This is a genomic window from Paracidovorax sp. MALMAid1276, from assembly GCF_049198005.1.
Taxonomy (GTDB): domain Bacteria; phylum Pseudomonadota; class Gammaproteobacteria; order Burkholderiales; family Burkholderiaceae_C; genus Acidovorax.
This window is the reverse complement of sequence record NZ_JBMIRS010000196.1, coordinates 21,507-41,654: the sequence shown is the minus strand read 5'-3', so window position 1 is coordinate 41,654 and position 20,148 is coordinate 21,507. Positions and strand designations below refer to the sequence as shown.

The following is a 20,148-nucleotide window of genomic DNA, read 5'->3' as shown; positions in this document are numbered from 1 at the left end:
GCGCCTCAGGGGGTGTTTCACAGCCTCCACCCGCCTCCGGCGGCGCGGTACAGCGCCACCCAGGCTGCCTGCCGCTCGTGCTGGAGTGCGATCAACGCGTTCTCCGCCGCCAGCGCCGTGCGGCGCGCGTCCTCCAGCTCCACCAGGCTGGCCAGCCCGCCGCGCCAGCGCGCTTCGGTGGCATCAAACGATGCGCGGTAGCCCGCCGCCGCAGTTTGGGCGCTGGCACTGCGCTCGGCCGTGCTCTGCAGCCGCACCAGGGCCTGTTCGACCTCGCTGACAGCCTGGCGCACGCGGGCACGGTACAGCGCCACGGCCTCGTCGTAGCGGGCCTGGGCCGCGTCCACCTGCGCCGCGCGGCGCCCGCCGTCAAACAGCGGCACGCTCAGCGCGAGCGGCCCCAGCGTCCAGGTGTTGAGGTCGGTGGTGGCGCCGCCGGTGCGCACCCAGGCAGCGCCCACCGAGCCGCTGAGGGCCAGGCGCGGGTAGCGCTGCGCCTGGGCGCTGCCGACATCGGCGCTCGCGGCAGCCACTTCGCGCTCGGCGCTGTACACATCGGGCCGCTGGGCCAGCACCTGGGCGGGCAGCGCGGCGATGGCGAACAGCGCATCCGGCGCGGGGCGGGCGGGCGACGCCGCCAGGCGAGTGCGCAGCGCGGGCTCGTCCCAGCCGGTCAGTGCCACCAGCGCCTTGGTCTCCACATCGCACTGCATGCGCTGTTGCGACACGCGCGCCTGGGCTTCGGCGGCGCTGGCCCGCGCGAGGGCCGCCGTGGCCGGTGCCGTGAAGCCCGCGCGCTCGCTGAGCTGGGACAGGCGGGACGTCTCGCCGCGCGACTGCGCATCGCGTTCGGCCACGCGCAGCTGCGCGAGGCAGGTGCGCAGGCTGCTGGCCTGCTGCGCCACCTCGGCCGCCACGCTCACGCGGGCCTCGTGCCACAGCGCCTGGGCACCGGCCACGCGCTCGCCGGCGGCAGATTGCGCGGCGGCGTTGCCGCCAAACAGGTCGATCTCCCAACTGGCCTGCAACCCGGCCTGGGCCGTGGTGGCAATGCCGCCCACCTGCTCGTTGAAGCCCCGACTGGCGCTGGCCTGTGCGTCGAGCGCGGGCAGCCGTGCCGCGCGCGCCGTGGCCTGGCTGGCGCGCGCCTGCTCGATGCGCGAGAGGGCCTGGGCAACGCCGGGGCTCACGGCCTGCGCGGCCTCGATCAACTCCACCAGCAGCGGGTCGTCCATCTGCGCCCACCAGCGGCTCAGCCCCTGCAGCGTGCCCTGGTGCGGCAGCGGGGCCTGCCAGGCGTCGGGGGCGGGCGCCGCCACCCGGGGCGGAGGTGCCGTGGTGGCGCAGCCCCCCAGCGCCAGCGGCACACAGGCCGCCAGCAGGAATCGGTGGCTCCATCGCTTGCTCAACGTCATGCCTTGTTTTCCTTGTTTGAACGGGCGGTGCCGCGCACCTGCGCAGGCCCCGCGCCTTCCCGCTCGGTGCCTTTCTGGCGGCGCTCTTTCTCGCCCTCCACCATGCTCAGTGCGAAACCCGTGAGGCGCTGCACCCACAGGTCCACCGCCCCCGAGCCCGCCAGGTGCGGCGCCACGGCCAGCAGCGGGTCGCGCTGCGTCCACAGCTGCATCACCAGCCCAGCCAGCGAGAACGCAAGCTGGTGCAGATCGTCGTCCACCTCGGTCACGCCCATGTGACGGCCCAGCACCTGGAGCAGCGCCAGGTGCGGGGCGCGGCACTCGCGCTCGATGAGGTCGGGCCACACGTGGGTGGGGTCGAGCAGCTCGCGCACATGCAGGCGCAGCGACTGCGTCACCAGGCCTTCGTGCTTGAGCGGCTCCAGAAACCCCGCGAAGTAGCAGTGCAGCGCCTGGGGAAGATCCAGCGCGGGGTCAGAGAAAACGGGAATCAGCTCGCTGCCGCTGCCGAACGGCTCATAGAACGTGGCGGTGTAGAGCCCCGCCTTGTCGCCGAAGTGGTAGGCAATGGCCGCCACATTGGTGCCAGCGGCTTCGGCAATGGCACGCACGGAGGTCTGGGCAAACCCGCGCTCGGAGAACAGTTGCAGGGCGACCAGCAAGAGCCGCGCGCGGGTGTCTTCGCCATCGCTGCGGGCGGCGCGCCGGGGCGCGGGGTGCGGCGAACCGGGGGCGGTGTTGGAGGGGGCAGCGCCGACAGGGACAGTCATGGGCCCGCATTACACCACCTCAATTCAAACGTTTGTTTGAATTAACAAAATTTTTCAATTTCGGAACATTCCCGGGGAGCCACGGCACCCACCGCCCATCCACGGCCGCACCCGGCGTCAGGCGCGGGGGACGCTCCCGAACACGGCGCTCCACAGCGCAAGCACCGCCTCGCGCTCGGCCTGCAGGGCGGGCGGCGTGACGTGCGTGGGCGCTTCGTCCAGCCGGGCGCGGTGCTGCACCCTTCTGAGCTCGCGGTAGGCATCGGCCGCAGCCTGCCCCACGCCCGGCGGCAACAGGCCGGCCTGCTCGGCGCGCTTGAGCAGCGTGATGTTGCCCCGGTTTTCGCGCAGCCCGGGGTGCTCGGCCGAACACGCGAGCACCAGGTATTGCACGACGAACTCCACATCCACCATGCCGCCGGGGCTGTGCTTGACGTCGAACTGGCCCGATCGCACGGGGTGCGCGCTGCGCACGCGCTCGCGCATGGCGGTGATTTCGTCCTTGAGCGCAGCGGGGTCGCGCGGCGAGGTGATGACCGCCTCGCGCACCGCGTCGAAGCGCGCCTGCAGGGCGGCGCTGCCCATCACGAAACGCGCCCGCGTCATGGCCTGGTGTTCCCAGGTCCAGGCCGTGTTGCTGCCCCGGCGCTCCTGGTAGTTGGCATAGGCCTCGAAGCGGGTCACGAGCAGCCCTGAGTTGCCATTGGGCCGCAGCGCGGTGTCGATCTCGTACAGGTCGCCCTCGCCGGTCTTCACCGTGAGCCAGTTGATGAGCTTGCGCACAAAGGCGGCATAGACCTCGGGCGCTCGGTCGTCGTCGTCGTCGAACACGAAGACGATGTCCAGGTCGCTGCCGTAGCCCAGCTCCTTGCCCCCGAGCTTTCCGTAGCCAATGATGGCGAATTGCGGCTCCTCGCGGTGGCGGTTCTTGAGGCGGCTCCAGCACCACTGGCTGGTGACGCGCAGCACACTGTCGGCCAGGGCGCTCAGGTCGTCCGCCACCTGTTCCACCGTGATGCGGCGCTCCACATCCCGCGCCAGCGTGCGGAAGGTCTCGGCGTGCTGGGCGCGGCGCAGCAGGTTGAGCAGGGTCTCGTCATCGTCTTCGCCGGTGGACTGCAGCGACGCCAGGCGCAAGGCCAGCTCCCGCTCGAAGTCAGCCTCCGCAAAACGCTCGGCCAGCAGCGCGTCGCCCACCAGCTCATCGATCACGCCGGGGTGCTGCAGCAGGTAGCGGGCGGGCCACTTGGCCGCGCCCAGCAGGTGCAGCAGCTGCTCGTGCACCGAGGGGCGCTCCAGCAGCAGGGCGAGGTAGCTTTCGCGGCGCAGCAGGGGCTCCAGCCAGTTGGTCAGGCGCAGCGCGGCTTCGTCGGTCACGCGGCCCTCGTTGAGCCACTGGGAGGTGCGCTGCACCAGGCGAAACAGCCGCGCCCGGGCCTCGTCCCGCAGGCCCGCCACGCGCGGATGGTTGCGCCATTCGGCCACGCGCTCGCGGAAACCGGGGGGCAGCTGCTCCAGCAGGCTGTCCAGCTCGGGCGGCGGGGGCGCGGCCGCACGGGGGCCGCCGCAGCCACCGCCGTTGCACTGCTTCTTGCCCGGGCCGCCGAGCAGGGTGTCGAACTCCTGCGCCACCAGTTCGCGGTGCGCGTCCAGCTCGTGCAGGAACGTGCAGCAGTTGTCGTACCCGAGGGTGTGGGCGATCCAGGCTAGGTCGTCGTCGCGCGTGGGCAGAACATGGGTCTGCTGGTCGTCCAGGTACTGGATGCGGTGCTCCACGCGGCGCAGGAAGACATAGGCGAGCGCCAGCGCATCGGCCGTTTCGCGGGGCATGAGTCCGGCCTGCGCCAGGCGCGGCAGCGCGTCGAGCGTGGGGCGGCGGCGCAGCTCGGGGAACTGCCCGCCACGCACCACCTGCAGCAGCTGCACCGTGAATTCGATCTCGCGGATGCCGCCGCGCGAGAGCTTGACGTCGTTGGCGCGCTCGGGGTGGCCCGCGCTGCGCTTGGCGGCATGGTCGCGGATCTGGCGGTGCAGCACCCGCAGCGCATCGAACACGCTGTAGTCCAGGTAGCGGCGAAAAACGAAGGGCAGGACCACGCCACGCAAGGCCTGCACCTCGGCGCCGGCCACGCAGTCGCGCGGCGCCACGACGCGGCTCTTGAGCCAGGCAAACCGCTCCCATTCGCGCCCTTGGACCTGCAGGTATTCCTCCAGTGCCGCGAGCGACACGGCGGGCGGCCCCGAATTGCCGTTGGGCCTCAGGGCCAGGTCCACGCGGAACACGAAGCCATGTTCGGTGGTGTCTCCCACCAGGCTGTAGATGGCCTTGACGGCGCGCGCGAAATATTCGTGGTGGGAGATGCGGCCCCGCCCGTCGGCCGTGCCCGCAGTCTCGCCGTCGTGCTCGTAGACGTAGATCAGGTCGATGTCGCTGGAGACATTGAGCTCGCGGGCGCCGAGCTTGCCCATGCCGATGATCCACAGCTGCACGGGCCGGCCATCGGGCCCGCAGGGCGCGCCATGGCGCTCGTCCAGCTCGCGCCGCGCCTGGTGGCAGGCCTTGTCGAGCGCAAGCTCGGCCAGCTCGGTGACGGCGGTGGTGATGTCGGACAGCGATGCCCCGGCTTCGCAATCGAGCTGGATCAGGCGCTCCATGACCAGCTGCCGCAGCACCCGCAGTGCCGTGCCGGTGTCACAGCCACGCGATCGCAGCGCGTCGTAGGCCTGCTCCATCGTCGGCCAGCGTGGAACGCCTGCAGGCAGCAGGGCCAGGTCGCTGTCATAGCGCCGCCGCAGGCGCTGATAGAAGCGCGAATGCACGGCGCCCGGCGCGAAGGACGCCTGGGGATTGCAGGGGGTGTCAGAGCGCGGTGAGGACATGGCGGCACTCGGGCGCAACACACATAAGGACACCGGTCTGTAGTGAACCCGCGCCAGGCCTGCGGGTCATAATTCCTGCCACATTCAATCCCACCATGTTCGATCCCACCACACACCCCACACGCCTGCTGAAATTTGTGGCAGGTCTTGCGCGGTGGTCACTGGGTTTGCTGCTGGCCTTCTGGCTGCTGCTGACCATCGCCTGGGGGGCTCTTCACGGCTGGATTGTGCCGCGAATCGGTGATTTCCGCCCGCAGATCGAGGCGCATGCCGCACGGGCTCTGGGGGTTCCCGTCACGATCGGCGACATCGCGGCGCACACCGAGGGCCTGATCCCCTCCATCGAGCTGTTCGACGTAGCGCTGCTGGACGCGCAAGGGCGATCCGCACTGCGCCTGCCGCGCGTGGTGGTGGCGCTGTCGCCGCGCTCGCTGCTCAACGCCGGGTTCGAGCAGCTGTACATCGAACGCCCCGAGCTGGATGTGCGGCGCACCGCCGATGGGCGCATCCGGGTGGCGGGCCTGGCATTCGACGAAAGCCGGGGCAACGACAACGCCGCCGCAGACTGGCTGTTCACCCAGGGCGAGGTCTTCATCAAGGGCGGCACGGTGCGCTGGACGGACGAGCTGCGCCGCGCCCCCGAACTTGCCCTGGGCGACGTGGACCTGCTGCTGCGCAACGGCAACTGGCACCACCACCTGCGCCTGGACGCGACGCCCCCTGAAGCCTGGGGCGACCGGTTCACGGTGGTGGGCCAGTTCCGCGCCCCGCTGCTGCGTGCGCGCGACGGCGACTGGCGGCACTGGAGCGGTCAGGTCTTTGCCCACTTTGCCCGCGTGGATGTCTCGCAGCTGCGCCACCATGCCGATGTGGGCATCGAAGTGAGCCAGGGCCGGGGCGCCCTGCGCGCCTGGGCCGACGTTCAGCGCGGGCAGATCGTGGGGGGCACGGCCGACCTGGCGCTGGCCGATGTGAACACCACGCTGGCACCCGACCTGCAGCCGCTCGCGCTGCCCTCCATCCAGGGGCGGCTGGGCGGGCGGCAGCTGAACGGCGGCTTCGAGTTCTCCACCCAGGGGCTGCAATTCCAGACCGACGACGGGATCACCTGGCCCGGTGGCAACCTGCGGCTGGTGCACACGTCGGCCACGGGCAAGTTGCCCGAACAGGGTGAGCTGCGTGCCGACCGGCTGGACCTCGCAGCCCTGGCAGAAATCGCCAGCCGTCTGCCGCTGGGCCCCACGGCCCACCAGGCGGTTCGCACCTACGCCCCGCGCGGCGTGGTGGACGAGATCCACGCCACGTGGAAGGGGCCGCTCGACGCGCTGCAGCAGTACCAGGTGCGCGGCCGCATACGAGGCCTGGCACTGGCGGGACACCCGGACCGGGCCACCGCCCCCACGCACCTCGGACTGCGCGGAGCCACCGTGGACCTGGACATGAACCAGGCCGGAGGCAAGGCGGCGCTCACGATGGCATCGGGCGCCCTGGTGCTGCCGGGCGTGTTCGAAGACCCAGTGCTGCCGCTGGACCGCCTGAGCGCCGATGTGCGCTGGCAGCTGGAGGGCGACCGCATAGCCGTTCAGGCCAACGACGTGCAGTTTGCCAACGCCGACGCGCAGGGCGAGGCGCGCGCCACCTGGCACACCAGCGACGCGGGCAAGGTGGCGCACCGCTCGCGCTTTCCGGGGGTGCTGGACCTCACCGGCACGCTGAACCGGGCAGATGGCACACGCGTGCACCGCTACTTGCCGCTGACCATTCCGCCGGAATCCCGCCACTATGTGCGCGATGCGGTGGTGGCCGGCACCGCCAGCAATGTGCAGTTCCGCGTGAAGGGCGACCTGCACCACCTGCCCTTCGATGATCCCAAGCAGGGCGAATTCCGCATTGCCGCACAGGTCAAGGGGGTGACCTACGCCTATGTGCCACCCGCCCTGCAGCCCGCCAACGCCCTGCCGTGGCCGGCGCTCACCGAGCTGGGCGGCGAACTGATTTTCGACCGCTCTTCCATGCAGGTGCGCGGCGCCAGCGGCACCTTTGCCGGGCGGCAGGGCCTGCGCCTGTCCAAGGTCGAGGCGCGCATCCCCGACCTGGCGCACACGGTGGTCAGCGTGAACGCCGACGCGCGCGGACCCCTTGCCGAGCTGCTGGGCCTCATGGCGGCCTCGCCGCTGTCCGGCATGACGGGGCATGCGCTGGACCAGGCCAGCGGCAGCGGCAACGCCGACTTCCAGCTGCGCCTGACCCTTCCGATCAGCGACATCCAGCGCTCGCGCGTGCAGGGCAGCGTGACGCTGGCGGGCAACGACCTGCGCATCACGCCCGACACGCCCGCGCTCGGCCGCGTGCGCGGCGTGGTCCAATTCAGCGAAACGGGGTTTGCCCTGAACAATGTGCAAGCCCAGGCCCTGGGCGGCAGCGTAAGGCTGGAGGGCGGCATGCGCGCGCTGGCGCCCAACGCACCGGCCACCGAGTCGGCCGTGCAGGTGCGCGCACAGGGCACCGCCACCGCCGAAGGACTGCAGCAAACCCCGCAGCTGGGCATGGTGGCGCAACTGGCACGCCGCGCGTCGGGCAGCACGCCGTACACCGTGTCCCTGGCGTTTCGCCGCGGCGTGCCTGAGGTGCAGGTCTCCACCAACCTGCAAGGCCTGGCACTGAACCTGCCCGCCCCGCTCGGCAAAAGCGCCGACAGCGCGCTGCCACTGCGGTTCGAGAACCAGGTCCTGCGTGAATCCCTCACGGGCCTGGCCCCCAACGGCAGCAGCAGCGCCGCCGCGCCGCCTGCACTGCGCGACCAGCTCACGCTGGACCTGGGACCGCTGGGTGCAGCCACGTATGTGCGCGACCTCGGCGGTGGCCCGCCGCGCGTGATCCGGGGAGCCATCGGCCTGGGGCTGACCGGCGGTGAATCGGCCCCGCTGCCCGCGCAGGGCGTGGCCGCCAACATCCAGCAGGGCAAGGTGGACGTGGATGCCTGGGAAGAGGTGCTGCGCCAGGCCAGTGGAGCAGCGCCCGCCGGCAGCGCCGCCAGCGGCACCGACGCGACGGCCGCAAGCGTGGCACAGGACTATCTGCCCACCACGCTGGCGCTGCGCGCGCGCGAGCTGACCTTGCAGGGCCGCACGCTGCACAACGTGGTGGCCGGCGCGTTCCGCGAAGGCACCATCTGGCGCGCCAACCTGGACGCGACGGAACTCAACGGGTATCTGGAGTACCGCCAGCCGGGCTCGCCCGGCAACGCCAGCGGCCGCCTTTTCGCGCGGCTGGCGCGCGCGAGCCTGCCGCAAAGCGAGGTCAGTCAGGTGGAGTCCCTGCTGAACGAGCAACCCGGCAGCCTGCCCGCGCTCGACATCGTGGTGGACGATTTCGAGCTGCGCGGCAAACGCCTGGGCCGCGTGGAGATCGAGGCGCAGAACCGCGGCGACGACGGCGCGCAGCGCGAATGGCGCCTGTCCAAGTTCAACATCCTGTCGCCCGAGGCGCAGTTCATCGCCAGCGGCAACTGGGCGGTGCTCAATGCCGCGGGCGTTGGCGCAGCCGCGCGCGCGCCGGATCGGCGCACGGTGCTCAACTTCAGGCTCGACATCCGGGACTCGGGCGAGCTGCTGGCGCGCATGGGCATGGCCGACGTGGTGCGGCGCGGCAAGGGGCGCATGGAGGGGCAGGTGGCCTGGCTGGGCGCTCCGTTCAGTCCTGACTACCGCAGCATGACCGGGCAGATCCACCTGAACGTCGAGTCAGGCCAGTTCCTCAAGGCCGACCCGGGCCTGGCCAAGCTGCTGGGCGTGCTCAGCCTGCAGTCTCTGCCGCGCCGCCTCACGCTCGACTTCCGCGACGTGTTCAGCGAGGGCTTCGCGTTCGACTTCGTGCGCGGCGACGTTCGCATCGAGCAGGGCGTGGCCACCACCAACAACCTGCAGATGAAGGGCGTGAACGCCGCCGTGCTGATGGAGGGCAGCGCCAGCATCGACCGCGAAACCCAGGACCTGCGCGTCGTGGTAGTGCCTGAGATCAATGCCATGACGGCCTCGCTGGTCGCCACGGCCATCAACCCCGTGATCGGCCTGGGCAGCTTCCTGGCGCAGGTGTTCCTGCGCGGCCCGCTCATCGAGGCCGCCACCCAGGAGTTCCGCATCGAAGGCACCTGGACAGACCCGCGCATCGTGCGCGTGCCACGCCGCGCCCGCGACGCTGCCGCTGCGGCTTCTGCCCCCAGCCAGGCCGCCGCCAATCCTTCCAAACCCGGAGAACCCCCATGAAAGTCGCCGCGATCCAGATGGTTTCAGGGCCGCATCTGGAGGCCAACCTGCTTGCGGCCCGCGCGCTGCTGGAGCAGGCCGCCCACCAGGGGGCCGAGCTGGCCGTGCTGCCCGAATACTTTTGCAGCATGGGCTACAAGGAGACCGACAAGCTGGCGCTGCGCGAGGCCCACGGCGAGGGCGTGATCCAGCGCTTTCTGGCCGACACGGCGCGCGCGCTGCAGATCTGGATCGCGGGCGGCACCCTGCCGCTTCAGACTGTGGCGGCGGACCGCGTGCGCAACACCACGCTGGTGTTCGACCCCACGGGCCAGTGCGTGGCGCGTTACGACAAGATCCACCTGTTCCACTTCGACAACGGGCGTGAGCAGTATTTCGAGAACCGCGTGATCGAAGCGGGCGCCACGCCCGTGCAGTTTGCGCTGCAGGCCCGGGACGGCCAGCGCTGGCAGGTGGGCCTGTCGGTGTGCTACGACCTGCGCTTTCCCGAGCTGTACCGCGCGCACGCCCAGGCGGGCGCGGACCTGATGCTGGTGCCCAGCGCCTTCACCCGCACCACCGGCCAGGCCCACTGGGAGGTGCTGCTGCGCGCGCGCGCCATCGAAAACCTGGCCTACGTACTCGCGCCCGCGCAGGGCGGCCAGCACGAGAACGGCCGCCAGACCTGGGGCCACAGCATGCTGGTGGACCCCTGGGGCCAGGTGATGGCGCAGCACGAGCGGGGCGAGGGGGTGGTGCTGGGCGAACTCGACCGGGCGCGGCTGCAGGCCGTGCGCCAGCAGCTGCCCGCCCTCACGCACCGCGTGCTGTGACCACATCCGCCACCCGGCCCACCCTGCTGCAGCGCTGGCGCCGCGCCTGGCGGCGCTGGTCGCTCTGGACGGCCCTGGTGCTGCTTGTCGTGTCCATGCTCGCCACCATGGTGTGGCTGGCCGGACGCTATGAGGCCAGCCAGGTGCAAAGCCGCCTGGAGCGCGACACGGCCGATGCCGTGTCCGACATCCGCGTGGCGCTCACGCGCAATCTGCAGAGTCTGCAGGCCCTGCACGCGGGCGATCCGGGCATGCTGGCCTGGGACGTCGAGGCCCACGACCTGCTGCGCAACCGCCGCGAGCTGGTGCGGCTGGAGTGGCGCGATCCGTCCATGCGGCTGCGCAGCCATGCACAGTCGCCCTACCGCCCCGTAGCCTGGGACGCGCGCCTGCGCGAAAGCCACCAGTCGGACTCGGCCATCGCCTGCGCCAATGCCCGCCGCCTGAGCAGCCCGGCCTATTCCAGCAGTTACTTCCAGCCCCATGGCGACGGCCTGGGCTCCGAGATGATGGAGCTGTGCCTGCCCCTGACCGCAGGCGGGCGGCACACGGGCTTTCTGGTGGCCACCTATTCGCTGCAGGACGTGCTGACCAACCTGGTCGCGCCCAGCCTCACGCGCAGCCAGGAGGCCTCGTTCACCGAGCCGGACGGCACCCGCCTTGCCGTGCTGGGCGCCGCGCGCCGGGGCTCGCGCATGTTCACCGCGCAGCACCTGCTGGACCTGCCCGGCACCACGCTGGTGTTGCGCATGGACACGTGGCACAGCGCGCCCAGCGTGTTCCCCAATGTGCTGACGGCGCTGGTCACCGCCATGTCGATCGCACTGGTGACGGTGATGGTGGTGCTGGTGCGCGACAACCGCCGCCGCCTGCGTGCGGAGCGCGAGCTGGCCGATGCCCTCGCGTTTCGCAAGGCGATGGAGGACTCGCTGGTCACCGGCCTGCGCGCGCGCGACCTGGAGGGCCGCATCACCTACGTGAACCCCGCGTTCTGCGCCATGGTGGGCTTCAGCGCCCAGGAGCTGCTGGGCCAAAGCGTCTCGGCGCCCTACTGGCCGCCCGAGCTGGTGGACGAGTACCGGCAGCGCCAGGCAACCCGCCTGTCGGGCCATCACACGCCACCGCGCGAAGGTTTCGAATCGGTCTTCATGCGCAAGGACGGCACGCGGTTTCCGGTGCTGATCATCGAGGCGCCGCTCATCAACGCACAGGGGCAGCACACTGGCTGGATGAGTGCCTTCCTCGACATCAGCGAGCAGCGCCGTGTGGAAGAGCTCTCCCGCGCATCGCAGGAGCGCCTGCAGGCCACGGCCCGGCTTGCCACTGTGGGCGAAATGGCCTCGCTGCTCAGCCACGAGCTGAACCAGCCGCTGGCCGCCATCTCCAGCTATGCCACGGGCTCCATCAACCTGCTCGACACGGCAGCGCCCGCGCCGGGCTCCGCCGGTGACGCCGACGCGACGCCGCTGCAGGACGTTCGCATGGCCATGCAGCAGATCGCGCGCCAGGCCGAGCGCGCCGGCAAGGTCATCAAGAGCGTGCACGACTTCGTGCGCCGCCGCGACCAGGCGCGCGAAGCGGTGCATGCGCAGCAGCTGCTGGACGCGATCCTGCCGCTCGTGATCCTGCAGGCCCGCAAGCTGGGCGTGCGGGTGCACACCACGGTGGAGCCCGGCCTGCCCCCCGCCCTGTGCGACCGCACCATGGTCGAGCAGGTGCTGCTCAACCTGGCCCGCAATGCCATGCAGGCGATGGACGACCCGGCCATCCGCACGCGCGTGCTCGACATCCGCGTGCGGCGTGGCGCGTCCAGCCCCCACGGCGGCTGGCTGGAATTCACCGTCACCGACCAGGGCACCGGCATTCCGCCCGACGTGGCGGAGAAGCTGTTCACGCCCTTCTTCACCACACGCCAGGAGGGCATGGGCCTGGGCCTCAGCATGTGCCGCACGGTCATCGAGCAGCATGGCGGTTACCTCGGGTTCGCGCCGAATGTGCCGCGTGGTACGGTGTTCACCTTCACCCTGCCCACCACGCCCCCCTGACGACCGGCTATACCGGCCGCGCCATGCGCGGCGCGGCCGCCCCTGCCATCGAGAACCGATCGAAACCCGAGCTGAACCATGGAGCCCATCACCAACGCCACTGTGTACATCGTGGACGACGACGCCAGCGTGCGCGAGGCGCTGGCCTGGCTGCTGCGCTCGCGTCGGCTGCCCAGCGAGGCGTTCGACAGCGCAGAGGCCTTTGACGCCATGCTGCAGGCCCGCCCTGCGCAGCGCCAGCCCTGCTGCCTGCTGCTGGACGTGCGCATGCCTGGCATGAGCGGGCTGGCCCTGTTCGACCTGCTGGCCGCGCGCGGGGACCTGGCCACCCTGCCCGTGATCTTCCTCACCGGCCATGCCGACGTGCCCACGGCGGTGGATGCGGTCAAGCGCGGTGCCTTCGATTTTTGCGAGAAGCCGTTTTCCGACAACGCGCTGGTCGACCGCATCGAGCAGGCACTGGCCCAGTCCGGCCAGCACCTCGCGGCGCTGCGGGAGCGCAGCGACGTGCAGGTGCGGCTGGCCGAGCTGACCGACCGCGAGCGCGATGTGATGGACCTGGTTGTGGAGGGCCTGCCCAACAAGCTCATCGCCGACCAGCTCGACATCAGCGTGCGCACCGTGGAAGTGCACCGCTCACGCGTGTTCGACAAGATGCAAGTGAAGTCGGCGGTGGAACTGGCCAACCTGCTGCGCACGGGAAGCTAGGGCGATCCCCCTGAGACGCTTCGCGCCTTCCCCCTTCTCTCGAATCTCTGCGCGATTCGGGAAGGGGGACGATGCCTTCGCTGCGGGGCGGCCCTTGCTCGGCATCCCGCGCATGGCTCGCCACCATTCATACACCGGGGCCCTGCGCGAGCCTTTACCCGCGTGGCCGTTCGCCTACAAAGATCTCCACACGGCGATTGCGGGAGCGGCCGTCATTGGTGTCGTTGGACGCGATCGGATAGCGCGAGCCCACGCCGTCGATGGCGATGCGGCGGCTGTCCACACCGCGCGCGGCCAGATAGCTGCGCGTGCTGGCGGCGCGGTCCACCGACAGCGGGTCGTTGATGGCGTCGCTGCCCGTGCTGTCGGTGTGGCCCACGATGCGCACGTCGGCGTAGGGGTTGGCGCGCAGGCTGGCGGCAAACTGGTCCAGTACGGGCGCAAAGTTGGGCTGGATGTCCGAGCGGCCGACGGCGAACGAGATGTCGCTCGGGATGTTGAGCATCAACTGGTTGTCGGCAGTCTGCGACACGGCGATGCCCGTGCCGCGCGTGGCTTGTTCCATCTCGCGTTTCTGGCGTTCCATGTTCTGCGACCAGATGTAGGTGCCCAGGGCACCCACACCCGCACCCACCACGGCGCCGGTGCCGGCGCTGCCGCCCGTGGCCGAGCCGATCACCGCGCCCGCCAGGGCCCCCACACCCGCGCCCGTGGCGGTGCGGCGCTGCGTGTCGTCCATGCTGGCGCAGCCGGTGGCGAGGATGACTGCGGCCGTGGCGCCCATGAGTAGATGTTTGCGCATGTGTGTGCTCCTTGTGTTCAGGTGATAGACCTGGGCGATGGTCGCGCGCAGGCCGCTGCTGCGCCATCGGCCCACGGGGCCAAAGGCTGTAGGACCAGCCTCACACCGACCGCAGCGGAGCACACCTCACTGCGGCAACATCACTGCGGCGGACGGGTGCCTTCGTCTCCGTCCCGCGCACCCTGCTGCGGGTCGTCAGTACCCGGCGCCGGATCACCGGGTGGGTGCAGCTCGCCGCCCTTGCGGCCCGAGAACATGGTCCACCACACGATGGCCACCAGCAGCACCAGCGCCAGCAGCGCTTCAAGCAAAATCAGCCCCATGACTTTGACACTCCCAAGAACGAATTGGCGGGCACCCTGCGGCCGCGCGCCTGATCGCAAACACGTTCCAGGAGTCTGCGCGGCAGAAGGACCCTCGGCTGCAACGCGCGACAAACCGGTCTCACGCCTTGCGCTTCGATGCCTTCTGCCGCGCAGACTCCCAGGCCTTGTTGCAGCGGCGCTGATTGTAGGAACGCTGACCGGCTGCTCCACCCCGCCCACCCCTCCAAGCCCCTCCCGCCCGGCGGTCATTGCCACACCCGCCCCGGCCCCCGGCACGGTGATCTGGCCCGGCGACAACGGCCCCCTGCCGCCCCCGCTGGCGCAGCCCAAGAGCCGCTGGATTCCGGTGCGCTGGGCCGAGCTGCCCGGCTTTTCTGACGACGCGCTGCACGAGGCCTGGAACGCCTGGATCAAGAGCTGCGAGCGCCCTGCGCCGCCTTTCGCCGCACTGTGCGGCGACGTGCGCCGCCTGAGCATTGCCTCGGGCGACGAGCAGCGTGCCTGGCTCATCGCGCGCCTGCAGCCCTACCGCATCGAGACCAACGACGGCAACCCCGACGGCCTGCTCACGGCCTACTACGAACCCCTGATCGACGCGGCCCGCCAGCCCGGCAACGGCTACACCGTGCCGGTGTACCGCACGCCCGCCACGCTGGGCAGCCGCAAGCCCTGGTACACGCGCCAGCAGATCGACACCCTGCCCGAAGCCCAGGCCGCACTGGCCGGGCGCGCGATTGCGTGGCTGCGCGACCCGGTCGAATCGATGGTGCTGCACATCCAGGGCTCGGGGCGGCTGCGCGTTGCCGAGCCGGACGGCACCGTATCGCTGGTGCGTGTGGCCTATGCCGGCACCAACGATCAGCCCTACCAGAGCGTGGGCCGCTGGCTGCTGGACCAGGGTCTCACGCGCGACGCCACCTGGCCCGGCATCCGCGCCTGGCTGGCGGCCAACCCGCACCGCACCAGCGAGCTGCTGTGGAGCAACCCGCGCTACGTCTTCTTCCGCGAGGAGCCGCTGAGCGGACTGGACGCGGAGTTCGGCCCGCGCGGCGCTCAGGGCGTGCCGCTCACGCCCGGCCGCTCCATCGCCGTGGACCGCCAGAGCATTCCCTATGGCACCCCGGTGTGGCTGGCCTCCAGCGGCCCGCAGGTGCAACTCGGCCGCATGGTGCTCGCGCAGGACACCGGCAGCGCCATCCTGGGCGCGGTGCGCGCTGACTATTTCACCGGCTGGGGCCCCGAGGCCGGCGACATCGCAGGGCGCCTGAAGCAGAACCTGCGCTTGTGGGCGCTCTGGCCCAAATGATGGCTAAGACATGGGTCAAATATGCCTATAGCGCATATCCAGCCAGCGCTAACAGCTATTAAAACAGGAGCATTCATGCGCGTGACAGAGCCCCAGTTGCGTGCCGTGCTGCTCGCGCAGGCCATCGAGCAGGCAGACAGCGGGCGCACCCTGGTCAGCCAGGCCGACTGGGACGACGCCACGCGCAGCGCCGTAGCCGCTGCCCGCCAGCGCGGCGCGTTGCAGCCCTTGGGTGCTGGCGATGTGGTGCTGGACCGCGCGCACACCATCGCAAGCCGTGCGAGTGGCCGCGACGCCACCATTGCCGCGCTGCGTGAGCCCGCCGTGCGCTGGCGCTGGCTGGCACGCGGCCTGCCGCTGCTGGCCTTGCTGCTGGGCTTGGCCGTGGACCGCATCGCCAACGCGCACCGGGTGGACCTGCTCTCGCCGCCGCTCCTCATCCTTCTGGCGTGGAACCTGTGCGTGTACCTGCTCACGGCCTGGCAGGCGTTGCGCGCTCCGCGTCAGCAACAGCAGGGTCAGCTGCAGTCGGGCCCTGGAGCATGGCTGCAGGAGCTGCGCCTTTTCGGCCGCCCGGGACGCGGGCTGTCCGCGCGCATTGCGGCGGACTTCCATGTGCGATGGGTAGCGCATGCCCGCGACGTGCTGGCACAGCGCGCGGCGCGGATGTTGCACCTGTGCGCGGCGGCCTGGGGGGCAGGCATTGCGCTATCGCTGCTGCTGCGCGGGCTGGTGGTGCGCTACCAGTTCGGGTGGGAGAGCACTTTTCTCGATGCCACACAGGTGCACGCCATCGTCTCGGCGCTGTTCTGGCCGCTGACGGTGCTGTTCGGCGCCACGCCCTTCACGCTGCAGGAGATCGCCGCCACGCAGAATTTTGCCGGCGAGGGCGCCGCTGGCAACCGCTGGGTGTGGATGTACGTGGGCCTGCTGGTGCTGGCCGTGGTGCTGCCACGCCTGGCGATGGCGGCCTGGGCGCGCTGGCGCGAGGCCCGTTGGCAGGGCCACATCAACCTGGACGATGCCGCCTTTGACGGACTGCGCGCGGCCCTTCCGGGCGACCTGGTGATCGGCCTGCACGGCCCACAGGCTGGGGTGTTGCAGGGCGCGCAGGTGCAGACTCCGCAGGGCGACCATCTGCAATTTGGCGGTGAGGGCCAGCCGGTGGACGCCGTGCTGGCGTGGGCCAGCGATGCCCCGCCGCCCGCCTGGCAGGGCGCGCCGCTGCGGGTCTTGCGCTGGGAAGACTTCGGCGCCAGCTGGGTGCTGGAGCCCGCACTGTTCGACCGGCTGGCCACCGCGCTGCCTGCCCAGCGCCACGCGCTGGCCCGGCTGCGCACAGCGTGGGTGGAGCGCAACGAGCAGCGCTTTTGCCAATCGCTGCAGGCCCTTGCGCAGCACCTGCGCGCCTGTGCCCGCCTGGTTCCTGGGGACGCTGCCACCCAGCAATCCCGGTATGCCGAGCAGGTGCAGGCGCTCGACACCGCCCTGCGCGCCCTGCACGGCCAGCCATCTGCGCCCACACAGCACCACCCCAAGCCCCAGCGCGACGGCGCTCCGTTGCCCGGGCCCCGCCGTGCCGAAAACACGGTGCTGGCGGTGGGCACGTCGGCCGGCGCCGCTGCGGGCGCGGTCGCGGGCGCCAAGGCTGGTGCGCTGATCGACGTGGGCACCGGCGGCCTGACACTGGGCGCGGGCACGGCCCTGGGCGCGCTGCTGGGCGGCGCCACGGCCTGGGCGCTGCGCGCGTTCCAGAAGAAGGACGACGGAGAAACCAGCACCCACCACCTGCTGCGCCACGCGGCCGAAGCGGCGTGTACGCACTACCTCGTCATTGCGCACCACCAGCGCGTACCACCGGGCGATGCCGCCGAACTGGCCGCGCGCTGGCGCGCCGAAGTCACCGGCACCGTGGCCGCCCACGGCGACGCGCTGGCCGCCGCGTTGAAGCCAAACGGGCCGGGCGATGACGACGCCCTGCAGGCGCTGCTGCACACCATGCTGGCCGGGATTCTGCGGCGCAGCTTTGCGCTTGAGGAACTTGAGCAACTGGAGGACAGCGGCGCAGCCACCACTGGGTCGCCGGGCAAATCCGCCTGAAAATTCAAGCCTTTTCAGCCTCCAGCGCTTACTGGAAAAGCGCTTTCAGCTATCAATTTAGGATCGATCTGGACTCTACAGGCAAGGCGTCCGTTCCGCTTGGGTCTCCACCCGCGGGGCCGCCACCGCCGGGGGCTCGGGCGCCTTGGCGGGCGGCACGCTCACGGTGCGCAACTGGTCGCCTTCGATGCGGTAGTCGTACTCGCGCGTGGAGCCGATCATCTCGGTCTTGAAGGTGCTGGTGGCCATGGTGGCCGCGTACACCTGGGGCCTGACGACCTGGTAGCGGTAGGTGGTGGTGGCCGTGCCGGTGCTGGTCTTGCAGACCGATTCGAATTGGGTTTGCTTGAACTGGAGCGTGCAGCGGCCCGAGGTGTCCTCGGCCTTGGAGCCGTCTTGCACATACAGAACAATCTTGGTGGCGCGCCAACAGCCAAGCAGGGCGGGGTCGGCACCGGCAGCCTGAGACCAGGGCGCCGCCAACGCAAGGCACAGGGCCAGGGCCAGGGCCAGGGAGCGTGTTGTGAAACGGGTCATGCGCAGCCCCCACCGGTGGCAGGACCCGCGCCTGCGGCGAGGTACGGCCCCATGTCCGCCACCGCGCTCGGCTCCAGTACACCCACCGTCACCTCCACGCCCGCCGCTTTGAGGATGTCGATTCCCGCGCCCGCATTGCGCGGGTGGGGTCAAGCATGGCCACCACCACACGCCGTAGGCCGCGGGCCACCCGCGCCTTGGCGCACGAGGGGGTGAAGCCGCTTGCAATCACGGCCCCGTCTCTGACGAACACGCAGCCCACGGGCGGGTTGGGCAGGCAGGCCGGCAGGGCCTTGCGGCCTTCTGCCAGGGCAAGGCGCATGAAATCTTCGTCGGGTGCGGACATGGTGGCGAGCGATGGAGTGATGGATGCCCGTCGTGCCCGGGCAAGCGCCGTATTGTGATTCAGTGCGGGCTGTGGATTCAGCTTTCCACCGACCAGCGCGTCACCCGCGGAGGCACATCGCCCACATGAAAGGCCAGCTTGCGGTCACGCAAGGCTACGTCCGAGGCGGTCACGCGGTCAAAGCGGCGCAGGTGCTCCGTCCAGGACTCGTCCTCGATGCGCTCCACATAGCGCGCGGGCTGGCTGATGTCGTGCAGCAGCTGCCAACCCAGGGCGCCCTGGCGCAGGCGGCTGCGGCGGCTTTCCTGCATCACGGCGCGGAATTCGGCGGCGCGCGCGGGGTCGATGGCGTATTCGATGGTGACCACCACGTGGCCCGCGCCCGGCGGCACCTCGGCCACGGGAGCCTGGAAGGCGCGGGAGGGGCTCAGGTCTTCTTCCATGCTGCGGTCGGCCACCAGGCGCTGCACCAGCAGCATGGCCAGCACGCCGGTCACGGCCGCGATGCCCAGGCTGGCGTGTACGTCGCTCCAGGTCGCCACCTGGCCCCACACGGCCGCGCCCAGCGCGGTGGACCCCATGATGGCCATCTGGTAAATGGACATGCCGCGCGCCCGCACCCAGTTGGGCAGCGCGAGCTGGGCCGACACGCTGAGCGAATTGGCCGTGGTGATCCAGGCCATGCCGCCCACGAACATCGCGGGCACGGCCACGTACACATTGGGCGCCACCGCCATCACGGCCGTGGCGGCGGCCTGCAGCGCCGTGCCGCGAATCACCAGCACGTCGCGCGCCATGGCCTGGCGCAGGCGCGGCAGGAACAGGGCCGCCAGGATGGCGCCCGCGCCCATGCTGGCCAGCAGCAGCGTGAAGGTGCCCGCGCCGCCGCCTTCCAGGCCCTTGGCCAGCAGCGGCAGCAGGGCCAGCAGTGCGGTGGCATGCAAGAAGAAGATGGAGATGCGCCACAGCACGGCCCGCATGCGCGGCGACTGGCGCACGAACTGCAGGCCCACGCGCATGGCGCTGGTCAGGCGCTCGCGGCCCAGCGGGCTCTGGGTGTGCACGCGCTTCCAGCGCATGATGACCAGGCCCGACAGCACGGACAGCAACGCATTGAGCACAAACACCCAGGCGCTGCCCGCGCTGGCGATGATGGCGCCGGCCAGCAGCGGGCCCACGATGCGCGAGGCGTTCATGGCCACGCCGTTGAGCGCGAGCGCGGCGGGCAGCTGCGCGCGGCTGACCAGTTCGGGCACGATGGCGGCGAACACCGGCCAGCGCATGGCCAGGCCGATGCCGTTGGCAAAGGTGAGCGCCAGCAGCAGCGGCGCCGACATGCCACCGGCCACGATGGCGATGGACAGCACCACGGCCACGGCGGCCACCCAGAACTGCGTGGCGATGAAATAGCGCCGCCGGTCCAGGATGTCGGCCAGCGCGCCGCTGGGCAGGCCGAGCAGGAACACGGGCAGGGTGGACGCGGTCTGCACCAGTGCCACGAGCACGGGCGAGGTGGTGAGCGTGGTCATCAGCCAGGCGGCCGCAACGTCGTTCATCCACATGCAGGTGTTGGCCGCCACCCAGGTGAGCCAGAGCATGCGGAACACCGGCACGGACAGCGGCGCAAACGGCGAGAGCGAGGCCGCCGCGCCGGGGTCGAGCTGCGCGGCCGCCACGGATTCTTCGGCGCCCTGGGCCAGCGCAGCGCGGTCTGCGGCGGCCGCCGTGCCCTGCTGCGACGGCGGGGCGCCCGGGTTCAGGCCCGGTGCGGGGTCGGGGGAAGGCGGGGGTGCAACGCTGCGCGTGCTTTCGTGGGACGGCAAGGGGGGCATGTGC

General features: G+C 70.8%; 14 protein-coding genes. 6 read left to right on the top strand and 8 right to left on the bottom strand.

Going from position 1 to position 20,148, the window contains the following annotated elements:
- Nucleotides 1-17: 17 nt before the first annotated feature.
- The 3 genes from ACOQFS_RS14565 to glnE all read right to left on the bottom strand — a co-directional run bounded on the left by ACOQFS_RS14565 (nucleotide 18) and on the right by glnE (nucleotide 5,065).
- Complete coding sequence (locus tag ACOQFS_RS14565; protein ID WP_421563543.1) at nucleotides 18-1,415, bottom strand: efflux transporter outer membrane subunit; 1,398 nt, start codon at nucleotides 1,413-1,415, stop codon at nucleotides 18-20.
- Nucleotides 1,412-2,185, bottom strand: coding sequence for a TetR/AcrR family transcriptional regulator (locus tag ACOQFS_RS14560; RefSeq protein ID WP_421563542.1), 774 nt, complete (start codon nucleotides 2,183-2,185; stop codon nucleotides 1,412-1,414). Before ACOQFS_RS14560 ends, ACOQFS_RS14565 begins: the two co-directional genes overlap by 4 nt.
- 117 nt (nucleotides 2,186-2,302) lie before the next feature.
- Complete coding sequence (gene glnE / locus ACOQFS_RS14555) at nucleotides 2,303-5,065, bottom strand: bifunctional [glutamate--ammonia ligase]-adenylyl-L-tyrosine phosphorylase/[glutamate--ammonia-ligase] adenylyltransferase (RefSeq protein ID WP_421563541.1); 2,763 nt, start codon at nucleotides 5,063-5,065, stop codon at nucleotides 2,303-2,305.
- A gap of 95 nt (nucleotides 5,066-5,160) precedes the next feature.
- Here glnE and ACOQFS_RS14550 point away from each other — a divergent pair, with 95 nt between their 5' ends.
- The 4 genes from ACOQFS_RS14550 to ACOQFS_RS14535 all read left to right on the top strand — a co-directional run bounded on the left by ACOQFS_RS14550 (nucleotide 5,161) and on the right by ACOQFS_RS14535 (nucleotide 12,895).
- A complete protein-coding gene (locus ACOQFS_RS14550) occupies nucleotides 5,161-9,330 on the top strand; it encodes a YhdP family protein (protein WP_421563540.1) in 4,170 nt (1,389 codons plus the stop codon).
- Nucleotides 9,327-10,142, top strand: coding sequence for a carbon-nitrogen hydrolase family protein (locus ACOQFS_RS14545; protein WP_421563539.1), 816 nt, complete (start codon nucleotides 9,327-9,329; stop codon nucleotides 10,140-10,142). The genes ACOQFS_RS14550 and ACOQFS_RS14545 overlap by 4 nt, the downstream gene beginning before the upstream one ends.
- The gene (locus ACOQFS_RS14540; protein ID WP_421563538.1) at nucleotides 10,139-12,187 is read left to right on the top strand and encodes a two-component system sensor histidine kinase NtrB; all 2,049 of its coding nucleotides are present in this window, start codon (nucleotides 10,139-10,141) and stop codon (nucleotides 12,185-12,187) included. Before ACOQFS_RS14545 ends, ACOQFS_RS14540 begins: the two co-directional genes overlap by 4 nt.
- Nucleotides 12,188-12,265: 78 nt before the next feature.
- Nucleotides 12,266-12,895, top strand: a complete 630-nt coding sequence (locus tag ACOQFS_RS14535; RefSeq protein WP_421563537.1) for a response regulator transcription factor — start codon at nucleotides 12,266-12,268, stop codon at nucleotides 12,893-12,895.
- A gap of 154 nt (nucleotides 12,896-13,049) precedes the next feature.
- Here the strand turns inward: ACOQFS_RS14535 and ACOQFS_RS14530 are convergent, their stop codons facing one another.
- On the bottom strand, nucleotides 13,050-13,697 hold the full coding sequence (locus tag ACOQFS_RS14530; protein WP_421563536.1) for an OmpA family protein: 648 nt from the start codon (nucleotides 13,695-13,697) through the stop codon (nucleotides 13,050-13,052).
- A 140-nt stretch (nucleotides 13,698-13,837) separates the two neighbouring features.
- Entirely contained in the window at nucleotides 13,838-14,020 is a 183-nt protein-coding gene (locus ACOQFS_RS14525) for a hypothetical protein (protein ID WP_421563535.1), read from the bottom strand.
- Between the two features lie 145 nt (nucleotides 14,021-14,165).
- Here ACOQFS_RS14525 and ACOQFS_RS14520 point away from each other — a divergent pair, with 145 nt between their 5' ends.
- Together ACOQFS_RS14520 and ACOQFS_RS14515 are read left to right on the top strand one after the other, a co-directional pair.
- A complete protein-coding gene (locus ACOQFS_RS14520; RefSeq protein ID WP_421563594.1) occupies nucleotides 14,166-15,329 on the top strand; it encodes a murein transglycosylase A in 1,164 nt (387 codons plus the stop codon).
- A gap of 75 nt (nucleotides 15,330-15,404) precedes the next feature.
- Nucleotides 15,405-17,429, top strand: coding sequence for a DUF2868 domain-containing protein (locus ACOQFS_RS14515; protein ID WP_421563534.1), 2,025 nt, complete (start codon nucleotides 15,405-15,407; stop codon nucleotides 17,427-17,429).
- Between the two features lie 75 nt (nucleotides 17,430-17,504).
- Here ACOQFS_RS14515 and ACOQFS_RS14510 read toward each other — a convergent pair whose 3' ends face one another.
- The 3 genes from ACOQFS_RS14510 to ACOQFS_RS14500 all read right to left on the bottom strand — a co-directional run bounded on the left by ACOQFS_RS14510 (nucleotide 17,505) and on the right by ACOQFS_RS14500 (nucleotide 20,144).
- Nucleotides 17,505-17,966 carry a hypothetical protein gene (locus tag ACOQFS_RS14510; protein WP_421563533.1) on the bottom strand — a complete coding sequence of 154 codons (462 nt, stop codon included), beginning with the start codon at nucleotides 17,964-17,966 and terminating at the stop codon, nucleotides 17,505-17,507.
- Between the two features lie 88 nt (nucleotides 17,967-18,054).
- Nucleotides 18,055-18,312, bottom strand: a complete 258-nt coding sequence (locus tag ACOQFS_RS14505; protein WP_421563532.1) for a hypothetical protein — start codon at nucleotides 18,310-18,312, stop codon at nucleotides 18,055-18,057.
- A gap of 77 nt (nucleotides 18,313-18,389) precedes the next feature.
- Complete coding sequence (locus ACOQFS_RS14500; RefSeq protein ID WP_421563531.1) at nucleotides 18,390-20,144, bottom strand: MFS transporter; 1,755 nt, start codon at nucleotides 20,142-20,144, stop codon at nucleotides 18,390-18,392.
- Nucleotides 20,145-20,148 lie beyond the last annotated feature (4 nt).

Excerpts from the sequence above, each read along its gene's own strand:
- ACOQFS_RS14565 (WP_421563543.1), bottom strand. The coding sequence starts at position 1,415 with ATGACGTTGAGCAAGCGATGGAGCCACCGATTCCTGCTGGCGGCCTGT.
- ACOQFS_RS14560 (WP_421563542.1), bottom strand. The coding sequence starts at position 2,185 with ATGACTGTCCCTGTCGGCGCTGCCCCCTCCAACACCGCCCCCGGTTCG.
- glnE (WP_421563541.1), bottom strand. The coding sequence starts at position 5,065 with ATGTCCTCACCGCGCTCTGACACCCCCTGCAATCCCCAGGCGTCCTTC.
- ACOQFS_RS14550 (WP_421563540.1), top strand. The coding sequence starts at position 5,161 with ATGTTCGATCCCACCACACACCCCACACGCCTGCTGAAATTTGTGGCA.
- ACOQFS_RS14545 (WP_421563539.1), top strand. The coding sequence starts at position 9,327 with ATGAAAGTCGCCGCGATCCAGATGGTTTCAGGGCCGCATCTGGAGGCC.
- ACOQFS_RS14535 (WP_421563537.1), top strand. The coding sequence starts at position 12,266 with ATGGAGCCCATCACCAACGCCACTGTGTACATCGTGGACGACGACGCC.
- ACOQFS_RS14530 (WP_421563536.1), bottom strand. The coding sequence starts at position 13,697 with ATGCGCAAACATCTACTCATGGGCGCCACGGCCGCAGTCATCCTCGCC.
- ACOQFS_RS14525 (WP_421563535.1), bottom strand. The coding sequence starts at position 14,020 with ATGGGGCTGATTTTGCTTGAAGCGCTGCTGGCGCTGGTGCTGCTGGTG.
- ACOQFS_RS14515 (WP_421563534.1), top strand. The coding sequence starts at position 15,405 with ATGCGCGTGACAGAGCCCCAGTTGCGTGCCGTGCTGCTCGCGCAGGCC.
- ACOQFS_RS14510 (WP_421563533.1), bottom strand. The coding sequence starts at position 17,966 with ATGACCCGTTTCACAACACGCTCCCTGGCCCTGGCCCTGGCCCTGTGC.
- ACOQFS_RS14505 (WP_421563532.1), bottom strand. The coding sequence starts at position 18,312 with ATGTCCGCACCCGACGAAGATTTCATGCGCCTTGCCCTGGCAGAAGGC.
- ACOQFS_RS14500 (WP_421563531.1), bottom strand. The coding sequence starts at position 20,144 with ATGCCCCCCTTGCCGTCCCACGAAAGCACGCGCAGCGTTGCACCCCCG.